Origin of the sequence: Rhodococcus qingshengii JCM 15477 (genome assembly GCF_023221595.1) — a bacterium.
In the GTDB taxonomy this organism is placed as follows: domain Bacteria; phylum Actinomycetota; class Actinomycetes; order Mycobacteriales; family Mycobacteriaceae; genus Rhodococcus_F; species Rhodococcus_F qingshengii.
The window spans coordinates 1,251,340-1,264,151 of the sequence record NZ_CP096563.1; the positions used below are offsets into that span (position 1 = coordinate 1,251,340).

General features: G+C 59.9%; 15 protein-coding genes. 3 read left to right on the forward strand and 12 right to left on the reverse strand.

From position 1 onward, the window contains the following. Nucleotides 1-108 precede the first annotated feature (108 nt). From M0639_RS05680 to M0639_RS05690, 3 genes are all read right to left on the reverse strand, one after another. Nucleotides 109-450 carry a hypothetical protein gene (locus tag M0639_RS05680; RefSeq protein ID WP_156525020.1) on the reverse strand — a complete coding sequence of 114 codons (342 nt, stop codon included), beginning with the start codon at nt 448-450 and terminating at the stop codon, nt 109-111. Nucleotides 451-709: 259 nt separating this feature from the next. Further along, entirely contained in the window at nt 710-2,116 is a 1,407-nt protein-coding gene (locus M0639_RS05685) for a serine hydrolase (RefSeq protein ID WP_064074097.1), read from the reverse strand. A gap of 184 nt (nt 2,117-2,300) precedes the next feature. Then, nucleotides 2,301-3,188 (reverse strand): class I SAM-dependent methyltransferase, encoded by an 888-nt coding sequence (locus M0639_RS05690; protein WP_064074096.1) that lies wholly within the window; start codon nt 3,186-3,188, stop codon nt 2,301-2,303. A gap of 384 nt (nt 3,189-3,572) precedes the next feature. Between M0639_RS05690 and M0639_RS05695 the strand changes: the two genes are divergently transcribed. Further along, a complete protein-coding gene (locus M0639_RS05695) occupies nt 3,573-4,058 on the forward strand; it encodes a hypothetical protein (RefSeq protein WP_064074095.1) in 486 nt (161 codons plus the stop codon). 44 nt (nt 4,059-4,102) lie between these two features. Here M0639_RS05695 and M0639_RS05700 read toward each other — a convergent pair whose 3' ends face one another. The 4 genes from M0639_RS05700 to M0639_RS05715 all read right to left on the reverse strand — a co-directional run bounded on the left by M0639_RS05700 (nt 4,103) and on the right by M0639_RS05715 (nt 7,336). Further along, nucleotides 4,103-4,873 (reverse strand): glucose 1-dehydrogenase, encoded by a 771-nt coding sequence (locus M0639_RS05700; protein WP_003945779.1) that lies wholly within the window; start codon nt 4,871-4,873, stop codon nt 4,103-4,105. Beyond that, nucleotides 4,870-5,457: a TetR/AcrR family transcriptional regulator gene (locus M0639_RS05705; RefSeq protein WP_064074094.1), complete on the reverse strand. Its 588-nt coding sequence runs from the start codon at nt 5,455-5,457 to the stop codon at nt 4,870-4,872. Before M0639_RS05705 ends, M0639_RS05700 begins: the two co-directional genes overlap by 4 nt. Before the next feature lie 51 nt (nt 5,458-5,508). Beyond that, on the reverse strand, nt 5,509-6,036 hold the full coding sequence (locus M0639_RS05710; protein ID WP_058037542.1) for an SRPBCC family protein: 528 nt from the start codon (nt 6,034-6,036) through the stop codon (nt 5,509-5,511). 112 nt (nt 6,037-6,148) lie between these two features. Next, on the reverse strand, nt 6,149-7,336 hold the full coding sequence (locus tag M0639_RS05715; RefSeq protein WP_042452468.1) for a zinc-dependent alcohol dehydrogenase: 1,188 nt from the start codon (nt 7,334-7,336) through the stop codon (nt 6,149-6,151). A 181-nt stretch (nt 7,337-7,517) separates the two neighbouring features. On the opposite strand from M0639_RS05715, the gene M0639_RS05720 reads away from it, so the two are divergent. Then, complete coding sequence (locus tag M0639_RS05720; protein ID WP_003945804.1) at nt 7,518-7,664, forward strand: hypothetical protein; 147 nt, start codon at nt 7,518-7,520, stop codon at nt 7,662-7,664. A gap of 139 nt (nt 7,665-7,803) precedes the next feature. On the opposite strand, the gene M0639_RS05725 is transcribed toward M0639_RS05720, so the two are convergent. Together M0639_RS05725 and M0639_RS05730 are read right to left on the reverse strand one after the other, a co-directional pair. Continuing rightward, nucleotides 7,804-8,442, reverse strand: coding sequence for a PAS and ANTAR domain-containing protein (locus M0639_RS05725; protein WP_037132380.1), 639 nt, complete (start codon nt 8,440-8,442; stop codon nt 7,804-7,806). A gap of 168 nt (nt 8,443-8,610) precedes the next feature. Next, nucleotides 8,611-9,486, reverse strand: a complete 876-nt coding sequence (locus M0639_RS05730) for a haloalkane dehalogenase (RefSeq protein WP_064074093.1) — start codon at nt 9,484-9,486, stop codon at nt 8,611-8,613. 62 nt (nt 9,487-9,548) lie between these two features. On the opposite strand from M0639_RS05730, the gene M0639_RS35165 reads away from it, so the two are divergent. Beyond that, nucleotides 9,549-10,007 (forward strand): MarR family winged helix-turn-helix transcriptional regulator, encoded by a 459-nt coding sequence (locus M0639_RS35165; protein ID WP_172403485.1) that lies wholly within the window; start codon nt 9,549-9,551, stop codon nt 10,005-10,007. A 124-nt stretch (nt 10,008-10,131) separates the two neighbouring features. On the opposite strand, the gene M0639_RS05735 is transcribed toward M0639_RS35165, so the two are convergent. The 3 genes from M0639_RS05735 to M0639_RS05745 form a co-directional block, all read right to left on the reverse strand. After that, nucleotides 10,132-10,746: a hypothetical protein gene (locus M0639_RS05735; RefSeq protein WP_064074092.1), complete on the reverse strand. Its 615-nt coding sequence runs from the start codon at nt 10,744-10,746 to the stop codon at nt 10,132-10,134. 49 nt (nt 10,747-10,795) lie between these two features. Continuing rightward, nucleotides 10,796-11,584: a hypothetical protein gene (locus M0639_RS05740; protein ID WP_021333197.1), complete on the reverse strand. Its 789-nt coding sequence runs from the start codon at nt 11,582-11,584 to the stop codon at nt 10,796-10,798. Nucleotides 11,585-11,654: 70 nt separating this feature from the next. Then, on the reverse strand, nt 11,655-12,527 hold the full coding sequence (locus tag M0639_RS05745) for a hypothetical protein (RefSeq protein ID WP_007734676.1): 873 nt from the start codon (nt 12,525-12,527) through the stop codon (nt 11,655-11,657). Nucleotides 12,528-12,812: the final 285 nt, after the last annotated feature.

Here is a 12,812-nt window from a genome sequence, read left to right on the forward strand (position 1 = left end):
TGGAACTTTCGAACTGGTATTGCGTTTCACCAGCGAACATCTTCAGTGGTCATGTGTAAAAGTCAGAAGATGGGAGAAAGTGCCTGGGATTGTGTTGCTACCGGTTCGTTATTGCAGACGAATGTCCACTATGTGCGTGGATGGCGACTCTTGAATGCGGGCAAAACTGCGTGTCAGCTGTGTCGGCGCTCCTTCTGCCTGGTGCTCTTGGATTGAGAGTTCCACCAGGAATATCGTTCGTGATCGACGCGCCCGGAAATTTTTCTCAAGATTTACCCACTTGCGAGTTGGGGAAATAAGCGGGTTGCGGAAGACCGAAATATTGCGGGTGGGAGCTGTTATTTCCGGTGATTTGCCCATATCTTGCTGAGTGACGTATTTGCAACCGAAGTGTCGCGCGGTCGAGAAATAATGCTTTTCATGCTTTACATTGGAAATTGCAAGATGCACGTTTCATCCTCAGTGTTAAACGAAAGGACGAACGCAATGGGTAGCTTGGAAGATTTCGACATCGCGGCACTTCTTCAGAAGGTCATCGCATTCTTCGACGGATTCTCGTCGGACGAGACCGAGACCCCCACGGGCTAAGACTTAGCGAAGCCGCTGTGCATCCGGATGACACTGGATGTGCAGCGGCTTCTCTGTATCCGGCGCCTTCATCGGCGAAGGCAATGAATCGGCGTGCGTGGTTTCGGCCCGCCACTGGGCACTAACTGGTTGCATCCGTCTGGATCAAGAGCATCGCGTCGTCGACCGGATCGAAGTACAGAGCCGGGTCGGCAACCAGTGCAGCGTCGTCACCATGAGTTTGCATGGTGACAACCCAGGCACGATCGTCGTGTTCCACGTAATAGGCACCCGCGAGGACCCCGATGGAACTGCCGCCCTTGAATCCGCCGTAAGTGAACCATTTCGCGGACTCGTCGCTGAGCGCCGGATCCTCGGCGAGAATGTCTCGAACCGGTGCGCCGCTCTCGGTCTTCGCCTTCTCTTGCAACGTGACCAACGCGGCACGCAGGTCGGCGGGCGAGGCGAACCAATCGATGTCGAAAGGCCATGCGGGGGTGGTGAATGCAGACGCCGGGATGTCCACCAGGCCGTCAGGTAGTGCCGCGAGTATCGCTCGACGCTCGTCCGGAGTTCCGTCGCGCCAAGCGATACGTTGTGCGCCTTGGTCACCCCAGCCGAGTTGGAACAGTGCGCGGGTCGGCTTGAGCGGGATGTTGAGCGAAGGATTTGCCATGCCCATCGGGGCGAATTCGGCTTCTACCTGCTCGCGCCCGACAGCAGCGATCAGCATGTCGGTGGCGGTGTTGTCGCTGATCGAGATCATCTTGCCGGCGGCATCTCGGACCGTGACTTCAGTTCCCGATGGCAGGTCCTGCATGGTCCCGCCGGGCATCGATTTGAGGTCGTCGGTGATGGTGAGCTTCTGATCCCAGGAGAGTGTCCCGTTTTGGACGGCCGTCGCGACCGCGCCGAGAACGTACAGCTTGATCGTTGACCCTGTGGGCTGTGGTGAGGTGTCGCCGACACTGAAGACTTCGGCGTTCTTTCCCTCGGTGACCTCGGTGACGGTCAGATTGGTCGGCGCGGGAAGCGCTTTGACGGCTGCCTCGAGTTCTTGCCAAGATGCGGCCGGCACATGAACGTCCTTGGTCGGTGTGATCGCCATTCCGAGGATCAGCCCGTTGCCGTCGACGACGACGTTGACGTCGAACGCACCGCCGGTGGTGCTGGTGATGGAAACTGTGCCGTCGGAGTCGCCTCCCTTGTACTTCACTGTTGTCCAAGGCTGTCCGGCTCGGATGGAGTCGAAGTCCGGAGGTGTCAGGACGACGGATGCAGTGGGCCCGAAGTGTTCGGCGATTTCTTCCTGGGTCAACGGCGTGCTCGTGTTGAACGCATTGAGAAGCCAGGTGATCTGCTTGCCGACGGAGCTGTCAGGGATCGTGACCGTAGCGGGTGCCGCGGTGGGAGAGGTCTTTGTGCTGTTTTCAGAGGTTTGTGCGGAATCAGTCCCGGAGGTACATGCGGCGAGGGCGAATACCGCTGCGGACGCAAGTGCTACCAGCGCGAGCGGGCGGCCTTTCCTGCGTGGGTGTTCGAGTTTCATGGACTTATTTCATCAGCATCTTCTTCGGCGCGCGTCCGTCTGAGGTGTAGACATACTCAGCCTGAGGTACTGAATCGGTTCATCCTCGAGTACCGTCAACTGCTTGTAGTGGTGACACGCACCTTGCAGCTGGACAAATGGGAGAAAGGCTGCACTCGAAGAACTTTCGTGATGACTGCGAGAGCTAGTTCTTGGTCGCGGCCAAAAAGGAGGGTTGCGTTGACAGCGCTGCGATTTCTTCGGGGAGTTCGGGGATCCGGCGATCGTACAGTTCTGCCAACTCGACCGAGCTGAAGCGTCGGACAGTCCAATTGTGTTCAGCCAACCACTGGCCCGGATCGGATCGCTTGTCGCTGTAGAACAGTTGCGAAATGTCCAGGTCTCCGAATGGGTTCTCGGCGAAGTACTTGGATCTGATGGCCGCCAGCTTGCTCGGGTCGGTTCCGGCCGGAAAGTCGTTCACCGCCAAGCGACTACCGGTGGCCGAGAGTTCGTCGATCCGCTCGAACAGGGCGTCGTGGGCCGGGCCGGGGAGATAGGCGAGCAGGCCTTCCGCCGGCCAGGCCGTGGGTTCGTTCGGGTCGAAACCAGCCTCCTCGAGTGCGGCCGGCCAGTCGTTTCGCAGATCAGTAGGCACAGTGCGTCTATCGGTCTTCGGCTGGGCGTCGTGCGCCGCGAGCACTTCGGCTTTGAAGTCCAGCACCTTTGGCTGATCCACTTCGAATACCGTCGATCCTGAGCTCCAATCCAGCCGGTACGCACGCGAATCCAACCCTGCTGCAACGATTACCGCCTGCCTTACTCCGGATTCGGTTGACGACGAGAAGAATTCGTCGAAGAACCTGGTTCGCAACCCCATGAAACCGCCGAAGGGGGTGTCCTCGAGGAGTGTGGGATCTTTCAGAAGAGCTGTGAAATGCGGCTCGGCTGCAGCTTCTACGAACCACGATGCGAACTTGTCTTCGATGATCGCGTCCGGACGGGTGCTCTCCAGTGCTCGGAACGTTGCCACTGCCAGCGCGGTAAGTCCGACGCTACTGACGATGTCCCACGTATCTCCATCGCTCCGCATTGTCTGGGTGTCCTTCCGCTCTTGACGACTGAGCCGAACTCTCTCGACCCTACGCCCGTGTGACCCCTCGTCGCCTGGAACGGAACGGTCGGACCTGGAGCAGCAAATACACGCTGACCGGATCGAAAAATTCTGCAGTGCAAGGCGTTCGGTTTGAATCAGCATCCTGCCAGGAATTTGCCAGGTCAGTGCCAGTGAGCGGCAAGGATGCAGGACTTCACTGGGGTGTGCCTCAGGGCTGAGAGAGAGCCTCGAGAATCCTTCGGGCAGGGGATTGATCGTGGCATGACCATCCGCCGGAACCACTTCGTGGGACCGTTCGGTTCCAGTTGATCTCTCGGACCGCACAACGAATGTCCCGTCGAGAAAGAGAGATGTGAGCCCATGTTGCAGGAAGGCTCGCTGGATGTATTGGCCGCCGCGGCGCGGAGCGGTAGCCGTGAGTCCATGGCCAGTTTGTATGCGGCGTTTCGTCCGATGGTTGTGCTGCGGTGCCGCGCCGAGCTTGATCAGGCCGTTTCCGATTCCGCCGCGGATGCCGCGTGCGTCGCCGTTCTCACGGCAGTGTGCGACGGATCGGAGACGTATCAGCCTTTTCTACGCGTGCTGTACGCGAGTACAAGCATCGCGATTGCTCGGGCGGCATCCGACGGGTTCAGCGGTGGATCGCTCCCGCCTCCGACAACGCTCCCGATTGTCGAACGCGATGTCCTGGTGTTGCGGCTGATCGTCGGGCTCGATACAAAGGCGACCGCAACGTCGCTTGCCCGTACGACAGACGAGGTGTCACTCGACCTGCATCGGGCGCTGCGGCGACTGCGAAAGTTGTCTTCTCCGAATGCAATCAGGGAGAGCTTGGTATTCACCTGAGGGCGTTCGGAATGCGCAGATTCGGGCGGGAACGGATCCCTCCCTTACTGGCCGGCGATGTATTCGATCGACGGGCCGGCAGTCCAACCGCCGTCGACGGCGATCTCGGAACCCGTTGTGTACGAGGCATCGTCGGAAAGCAGGTAGGTGACCGCTCCGACCAACTCCTCCGGGCGACCGACACGGCGATACGGATTGTTGGGGAATGCGCCCTCTTCGAGGCTGATGCCCGTCGGTGCAGTCATGGGCGTCAGGACCATGCCGGGGTGAACCGAGTTGACCCGGATCTTGTCGCGGCCGAGTTCGACGGCGGCGATCTTGCTCAGCCCACGCACGCCCCACTTGGCTGCGCCGTAACCGCTGGTCAGAGCCATGCCCATCAGGCCGGCGGCCGAGGAGATGTTCACGATGGATCCGCCGCCGGCTGCCTTCATGAACGGCACCACCGTGTGGATACCGGTGTGCACGGACACCAGGTTGATCTGGATGATGCGCTGGAACGTCTCGAGTGGTTCCTCGGCGACTGTCTGGCCGGACGCCGAGATTCCGGCGTTGTTGACCAAACCGTTGATCGCGCCGAACTCGGATACCGCGTACTCGGCGGCGGACTTCCAAGACGCTGGATCGGTGACGTCGAGGTGAACGTAACGCGCTGCGTCGCCGAGAGATTCGGCCACTGCTCGACCGTCGTCGTCGAGTAGGTCGCCGATGACGACGCGGCCGTTGCCCGCGACGATGCCGCGGGCAAACGCCTCGCCCAGGCCGCGTGCGCCGCCGGTGACGAGAACGATTTTTCCGGAGAGATCCTGAGTCATGATTGTTCCTTACCTGTTGGTGTTGCGAGATATGGCTTCGAGAACGCCCGGAGCGCGCGGGTGATGGCCTCGGGTGCGGGCGTCCGGAGGTCTGCCATCTCACGCAGTGCGGCGACTACCGCAAGTGTTGCCTGGCCCGAAGCCGCTGTGGTGTCGAGCGAGGTTTCCGGACGGTCGATCAGGCGTGCGACTTCTGGGCGAATCAGTTCCATCGTCTCGAAAGTTGCTGATTCCCAAACTCTCCGGAGTGCCGCATCACCGAAGATGATGGGCATCAGTGATCGGGTCATCGGCTCGAAGGACTCGCCGACCGATGCGATAAAGGCATTCTTCACAGCCGCTGCGAGCCCGAATTCGCGGGCTTGCGCGCTGAGTGCCGTGGCCAGACTGCGGTTTCCCTCGTCGAGCATCGGCCAGATGCTCTCCTCTTTGGTGGCGAAGCAACGGTAGAACGTTCGCTCGGAGATTTCTGCCCGCTCGGCGAGCTCCGCGATGGTCGTCGAAGTGTCGCCGCGTTCGACGAAAGCGGCAGCACAACTCTGCGAGACGCGGAGAAGTAGTGCAGTGCGGCGGGCTGTTGCCATATCCGCACTGTACCAAAAGTGGCAGAAACTGCCACAAATGGTGTCGGCCGGTCAGCCGACGTTACCTTCGATTCCGGAAACCTCCTGCTCAACTGCGTTCTTGAGGTTCAGGAGCGTCTTGCGGATGTTGCCGCGCTGAAAGTCGGCGAAGGTCTTTCCTCCGGTGGCAATTTTGTCGAACATGTCGGCGGCGAAGTCCGGCCAGCCGCGCCTGTCGTCGGTCCACGTTTCGGTAACTCGGGTTCCGTCGGGCACCGGCGAGAATCGGTACTGCCAGGTTGCGATAGAGGCGGGGATCCGGGGAGTACCGAGGCCGATCTTGTGAACACGGAATTCGAAGAGCTTCCCGGCCTCGGCAGCGGTGACTGTGCATCGCGTGGTCCACTGCGCGCGCCCACGCTTGTTGTGCCCGTCGAACTCCATGCCCAGGAAAGCGCTTTCGCGGTCTCCCCGCAAGGTTGCGCCTATGTTTTCGGGACTCCAGGCACCCATACGAGTGGGATCGCTGATGACCTCGTAGAGGGAAAGCGCGTGGGAGCTGACGACGATGCTGTCGGAGACGGTAAGTTCGCGAGCCATTTCGGTTTCAGGTTCTTTCTGTCGAGCGTGTGTGAGGTGAGTATGACGATCGGTGGTTTCGCGAACAAGATGCGGACGTGGCGGATGAACCGTCGACCTGATCGGCGTTGAACTACAGGTGCGGTTTCAGTTGGATCTTGACCGCGCCTTCCTGCTTCTTCTGGAAGATCTCGTAGGCGTGTGGCGCCTGATCGAGCGGCAGCTGATGGGTGGAAAAGGTGTCGACACCGAGTGGGTCGTCGTCAGTGAGCAGGGGCATGATGTCCTCTACCCACTTCTTGACGTTCGCCTGGCCCATCCTGAGCTGAATCTGCTTGTCGAACATGGTCATCAGCGGCAGCGGATCGACCATTCCGCCGTAGACACCGATCAAAGAAATGGTTCCGCCGCGCCGAACGATGTCGATGGCCGAATAGACAGCGCCAAGGCGATCGATTCCTGCGTTACGCATCGCAGGCGCGGCAAGAGCATCGGGAAGGAGTCCGACGAACTGCTGCGCGAGCTTTCCGATCGGAGATCCGTGCGCTTCCATACCGACAGCGTCGATCACCGAATCGGTTCCGCGGCCGTTTGTCGCGTCTCTGATGGCATCGCCGATCTTGCTGCCGTAGTCGTCCAGGTTGAGGGTCTCGATACCGCGTTCGGCAAGGCGCGCAAGACGTTCGGGTACACGGTCCACACCGATTACTCGAAACCCCTTGTGGTGGGCGATACGAGCCGCCATGTCACCGATCGGTCCGAGGCCGAGGATTGTCACGGACCCACCCGGCGGAATGTCGGCGTATTCGACCGACTGCCAAGCGGTGGGGAGCACGTCGGAGAGGTAGACGAATCGCGAATCCGCGGGACCTTCGGGAACTTTGATGTGTGTGAAATGTGCTTGCGGTACTCGGAGGTACTCAGCCTGCCCGCCGGGCACCGAGCCGTAGAGCTCGGAGAAGCCGAACAATGCTGCGCCCGTTCCCTGATCGCGGACCTGCGTCGTCTCGCACTGTGTGTAGAGGCTCGAATCGCACATGAAACAGTTGCCACACGAGATCTGGAACGGAATCACGACGCGGTCACCTATCTCGAGATTCGTGACTTCCGAACCGACTTCTTCGACGATTCCCATCGGTTCATGGCCGAGAATGTCGCCGGCATTCATGAACGCACCCAGAGTCTCGTACAGGTGCAGATCGGATCCGCAGATATTCGTCGTGGTGACCTTGATGATTGCGTCGGTGGGTTCGACGATCTTCGGGTCCGGAACCGTATCGACGCTTACTTTCCGTTTGCCTTGCCAAGTCACTGCGCGCACTGGGATCGACCTCTCATCGTGGAAATGCTGTTCGCAGTCACCTGCCCGAAAGCACTGAAATGCAAACAAAATCGGTGAGGGTTGCGAGAAGTCCTGAGCGCGTTAGATTGAGATGGAGCTGGGTCCCGGTCTCTTTGCGCCGGCTCCAGGACCGAGACGACGAGATGATGAGGACGATCGCATGACCGACAAAGACGACAACGACCAGTCGCCCAAGGGCGGGCACCCAGGACCCGTGGACAAGGGCGGCGACGGGGGAATGGCAACGCGAGAACAGGCGCCTGAACTGGTCGAGGAGACCTCCGACGAGAAGTCTGACGACGAGTAGTTTCCTTTTACTCCGCGTTGGGTAACAACGGGGATAGGCCGCATCGGACCGTCCCGGAATCAATGCGGGCGAGGTTCCTCGAGGTTGAGCAGCCAGCCACGGGAACCGCCTTAAGCAGATCCCTCAACCCTGTTGTCATTCAACCCTGTAACAGCACGTGATCGAATCGGGTCCGCAGTAGTGTCGGGACCCGGAAGTCGTCAAGCGTTCGAACTATCAACTGTTCGGCAACATCCCGGAGTTTCACGTTGGTCTCTTGAGAACGCCACACGAGGATGTCGAAGGCGCGATCGGCCGAAATGCCGTAGATCACCATGAGCATGCCTTTGGCTTGCTCGATTACTCCGCGAGAAGCGGTGATTTCGTTGACCAGCACGTCGACAGACGCTTTCACCGTACTGTCGAGGGTTTCGGTGACGTCGATGTAGAAGCCTGAGCTGCCGACCACGGCACCCGACTCGTCCACGACGCTGTCGCCGACGACGATTACCGAGTGAGTGTCCCCTGCAGTGTCGATGATGCGGTGGCGGCTGCTGAACGGTCCGCCTGAAGTGCGGATGGCGTGCAGTGTTTGAGCAACGTGTCTTCGGTCGTCGGGATGCTTGTGCGAGAGCATCAATTCTGTCGTCGGAGCTACTTGGTCGGGTTCGTATCCGTGAATCCGTGCAACTTCGTCCGACCACTCCCACCGATCGCCGTTGCGGTGATAGAGAAAGCCGCCCACCCGGTGTGGAGCCCCCGATCCTGACGTTCGCCCCAACCCGTCCTCGTTCACCACACACGCCCCCTCGTTCTCGACCTCGTCCCAACCGGCGTACTCGCCAGTTAGTTATATCGGACAAATCCGGCGGAGGTGGTGTCGGTCCCATATTTCGGAGCATCGTCTGGATCGCTACCGCATGGGTCGGGGAAACCGGCCCTCAGAGTACTTGGCGACGGTCCCACGTCACTCGCGGTTGAAACAGTGTTGCCGCTGTGTCCATTCGGTGATCGCCGCCGCGATGGCCGCAGGCTGATCCTCGGGGGCGAGATGTCCTGCGGGACCGCACTGTTCCACCTCGAGATTTGCGATATTCGATCGGCTCCACGTGACTTCGTCAGGTCCGATCATGAGAAGTTCTGCGGGGCCGCTGAAGGTGAGAAGAAGTTTGGGTACGTCGGTGCTTTCTGCGAGCCAATCGCTGTACGCCGCCACACGTGCATTCACGTCACCGGGAGTTCCTTCGATGGGGAAGGATCGTGGCCACTCGAGAAGCGGTCGGCGACTCTCTCGTGACGGATAAGGGGAGCGATAGGCCTCGGCATCGGTTTCGGTCATTTCACCGAGAACCGTTCTGTGAAGCGCTATTTCGAGAAAGAAGTTCTCGTCGAGTACCTTCGTCTCTCCTGTGTCGGAGTCCCTCAGAGCTTCCACCCGTGCCCGTGCCTCTCCCGGGAAGTGTTCGTCCCAGGTCATCGGACGAAGGATCGTTTCGAAGAAGGCCACACCTCGGACGCGATCGGGGTGGCGGGCAGCCCAGTCCAGTGCAAGCGCCCCGCCCCAGTCGTGTCCGACGAGTACGACGTCGTCGAGTTCCATCTGGTCGAACCAGGCGTCGAGGTAGCGGGCGGTGTCGAGGAAGCCATAGTTGATTGGCGGTTTGCCTGACCGCCCCATTCCGATGAGGTCAGGGGCAAGTGCGTGGCCCAGATTTCCTATCTGCGGCAGGATGTTTCGCCACAAGTGCGAGGATGTGGGGTTTCCGTGGATGAGTACGAAGGGTGGTCCTTCACCGCGCGAGCGGTAGGCCATGGTCGAGTCGAGCACGGGAATTGTGGGCATTGCGACTCCTCAAATAGTTTCCATATACTCTAATTGAGATAGTAGCCATGTATTCTATTTGTATGCAAGATCGAGAAACATGGACGACAGGGTCGCTGGTGTGGCACCTTGGCTTGCGCTGGCGGGCGGGGGTTGACCGAGCGATCGCGCACCTGGGGTTGACTCACGCCCAGTATTCAGTGCTCGCGTCTCTGCATGGTCTGGTGAGTGCGGGGGAGAGGCCGAGTCAGCGAGAACTCTCAGTGCACACAGGATTGCAGCGAATCTACATATCCAAGCTCGTGCGAGCGTTGGAGAAGAGCGGGTTTGTTGTCAGTGAACGCGATAGTCGCGATGCGCGAGCCGTTCGCCTCGATCTCAGTGACGAGGGCAAACGAGTCATAGAGCTCGCTAAAGACATTGTCCGCCAATTGGATGCAAAGAATACGGAAGTGCTGACGAAAACCGGAGGGCGGGAACTCGCCGAGCTCCACCGCGCCCTTGGCGCGTTACTCGACGCCACCGAAGCAGGAGATGGATAACGCGCCGGTCCGCTTCGTGGCGTAACCGAAGGCGATCGTGTGCGGACCCGGTCCACAGGACGTTCGTTGGGGGAGCGACGGAAGCGTCGATCCCCCAACGAGCCTATTGTCTAGCTGTCGATCGTTACGGCGTCACGTTGATCGGCGAGGCCGACGCGAACTGCAGTGTGCCGGACATGGTTGCCGTGCCAGTGGCTGCGGCGGGGCAGACGGGCCCGGTGCCGGTACGCGTGTAGTTCACAGTGCCGGTGTTGCTGGCCACGACGCGCTGGTTGGGAATATCGAATGGCAGCGGTCCGACAGTGCTGGCCCCGACGGTGACTGTGCACGTGGATCCGGGCATCGTCACGACTGCGCCTCCTGCAGGAATGACCAGGGATCCCTGAGCCGATCCGGTGTCTGCCGAGACGTTCAATAGCCACGAGCCGGAGGTGGTGACCACAGCGGGTAGGCCGTTAGCCTTGCACCCGGTCAGGCTGGGGGTGCCGATATTGACGTTGACTCCGCCGGTGCCGGTGTTGGAATTACCCGGCGCGGATGGGATGGTCCCGGAGCCCGTCGTACTGGAGCAGGTAAGTGTGATCGTTCCTGTCTTGATACTGAGATTGCTGCTCGAAGCAGTCACGGTTTGACCCGCTGGAGTGACGACGGTCGAAGCCAGAGCGGTGCCGGCTGCGACTGCAATCGCGGCTGCGGCGGCAGCTGTGACGATGGTGGTGCGGCGAACTGCATGGGACATCGATATCTCCTTGTTGTCGGTGATACTTCGTGAGTCGCCGGTGCTTGCTCTACTGCGTCCGCAGGCTGTCGGCGCCGATGTTGAACACATCGCTTGTGGTGGTCAACGAGTTGTGACCACTCGAAGACGGAACGTTGGCGCGAAGATTGACTGCCCAATTCAATGCGCCGAACAGTCCACATCCAGATGCGCCCGGTACCGCGAACGTCTGGTCGGCGTGCGTCACGTTTCTGACGGCGGCGGTATCCGGAAATCCTGGAACTTCTTCCAGGACACCATTCTCGGACACTCCGAGTTTGAACATGATCGGGTTGCTCGCAGAACCCAGATAGCAGTTGCCGCCCAGCAAGGGGTTGGAGATCTTCAATCTTGCCGGAAGTGTGACACCGAGTTGGAATGCGTCGACTGTTGGCAACGCGACCGGTTCGACTGTTGCCTTGATGGTGGTCAAGCCGCCGGGGAACGGTATACCGAGCCCGAAGATTCCTCCTGGTACCTCGATGGGGCTGGAATAGACGCCTTTGGTGCCGTCAGTGGGAGGAATGAAGATCTGGTCGAACCCGAATTCTGCGTCGGGGTTCTCGCGATAGGCGACACCGCCGGCGATATTCAACGAGCCGGAAGGAATCGGTACTTTGAGCCCGTTGATGTTCATTTCGCCGCCTTTGACGACGACGTCGACACAGGTGCTTGTCTCCGGATTGGCTATCGGGCATTTTCCCCAGCCCCCGAACGGCGCATTGGGCAGCGGGGCCGCCGTCGCGGTTGACACCGCCCCGAGAGTGAGGACTCCCGCTGCGACGACAGCGAGCGCGGCTCTGAATCGTATTGTGCGCATGGACAAGTGAACTCCGTTTCGAGGTGGCAATCTGTCGTCGATGACGGTTCTGTGGCAGTGGGTTGGATTGCTAGTTGGCACTACGTTCGGCAACGACGGCAGCGGGTTCGGGTGAGCCGGCCGGCTGGGGCCTGAGGCTGTCGGCACCGATGTTGTAGACGTCACTCGTCGTGGCGAGGGAGTTGGACGTGGTGGACGAGGGAAGCCCGGCGCGCCAGTTGACGATTGGATTCAGAACGCCGAACGGGCCACACCCGGAAGCTGTCGGGACCGCGAAGGGCTGTCCGGTGTGCCCGGTGTTTCGAACGACGGCAGTATCCGGGAAACCTGGAACCTCTTCGAGGACACCGTATTCGGTCACATCCAAGTTGAGTTGGACGGGGTTGTTGTCCGAGCCCAGGTAGCATTTGCCGCCGAGGAGAGGGTTCGCGATCTTCAATTTGACGGGTAGCTTCACACCAAGCTGAAATGCATCCACGGTGGGGAGTGCAGACGTCGACTCTACGGTGGCCGAAGCCTTGTTCAGTCCGAAGAGATTGTTGAATGGCAGGTCGATTCCGAGTGCGCCCCCGGGGATGTCGATGGGTTTGGCGTAGATCCCCCGACTGTTGTCGTTCGGCGGGATGAATACTTGGTCGAATCCGAATTCAGCCTCTGGATTCTCCCGGTATGCAACTCCGCCTGCGATGCGCATCGCCCCGGCGGGAATGCTGACGGAAAGCTTGCCGATCTTCATGTTTCCGCCGGTGACCGTGACGTCCATACAGGTGCTGGTCTCGGGATTGTCGATCGGACATGAATCCCAACCGCCGAAGGGGATCTCCGCTGCCGGGGCGGCTCCTGCAATGCTTGCTGACAAGCTTCCCACCGCAGCGGCGGTGGCGAACACAGTTGCGGTGGCGAGTGCGCCGAAAAGCCCACGCGACGTCGAACGTCGGGACATGTATTTCTCCTTTGGGTACAACCGACCAGTCGGGATTGTGATGATGAGTGACGGTAGTCACGTGTGACTTGGATGTACAGACAATTTGAAACAATTCCGACAAAAGTATTACTGCGATCGCCTCCGCTACTACTTGTGGCTGTGAGGATTGAAATTTGTTGCAGTGCTCTGTGTCTCGTCATTCACCCACGAATCGCTGTGAGGTGCTTCGACCCGAAAAGGCGTTCGTCGACGGGAATATCGGACTCCTGTCGAAATCGAGGGGGCAATGTTTTGTCGGAGTCG

What these genes read in the sequence shown, in the direction of transcription:
- M0639_RS05685 (WP_064074097.1), bottom strand. Translation starts at nt 2,116, where the DNA reads ATGAAACTCGAACACCCACGCAGGAAAGGCCGCCCGCTCGCGCTGGTA.
- M0639_RS05690 (WP_064074096.1), bottom strand. Translation starts at nt 3,188, where the DNA reads ATGCGGAGCGATGGAGATACGTGGGACATCGTCAGTAGCGTCGGACTT.
- M0639_RS05695 (WP_064074095.1), top strand. Translation starts at nt 3,573, where the DNA reads ATGTTGCAGGAAGGCTCGCTGGATGTATTGGCCGCCGCGGCGCGGAGC.
- M0639_RS05700 (WP_003945779.1), bottom strand. Translation starts at nt 4,873, where the DNA reads ATGACTCAGGATCTCTCCGGAAAAATCGTTCTCGTCACCGGCGGCGCA.
- M0639_RS05705 (WP_064074094.1), bottom strand. Translation starts at nt 5,457, where the DNA reads ATGGCAACAGCCCGCCGCACTGCACTACTTCTCCGCGTCTCGCAGAGT.
- M0639_RS05710 (WP_058037542.1), bottom strand. Translation starts at nt 6,036, where the DNA reads ATGGCTCGCGAACTTACCGTCTCCGACAGCATCGTCGTCAGCTCCCAC.
- M0639_RS05720 (WP_003945804.1), top strand. Translation starts at nt 7,518, where the DNA reads ATGACCGACAAAGACGACAACGACCAGTCGCCCAAGGGCGGGCACCCA.
- M0639_RS05730 (WP_064074093.1), bottom strand. Translation starts at nt 9,486, where the DNA reads ATGCCCACAATTCCCGTGCTCGACTCGACCATGGCCTACCGCTCGCGC.
- M0639_RS35165 (WP_172403485.1), top strand. Translation starts at nt 9,549, where the DNA reads ATGCAAGATCGAGAAACATGGACGACAGGGTCGCTGGTGTGGCACCTT.
- M0639_RS05735 (WP_064074092.1), bottom strand. Translation starts at nt 10,746, where the DNA reads ATGTCCCATGCAGTTCGCCGCACCACCATCGTCACAGCTGCCGCCGCA.
- M0639_RS05740 (WP_021333197.1), bottom strand. Translation starts at nt 11,584, where the DNA reads ATGCGCACAATACGATTCAGAGCCGCGCTCGCTGTCGTCGCAGCGGGA.
- M0639_RS05745 (WP_007734676.1), bottom strand. Translation starts at nt 12,527, where the DNA reads ATGTCCCGACGTTCGACGTCGCGTGGGCTTTTCGGCGCACTCGCCACC.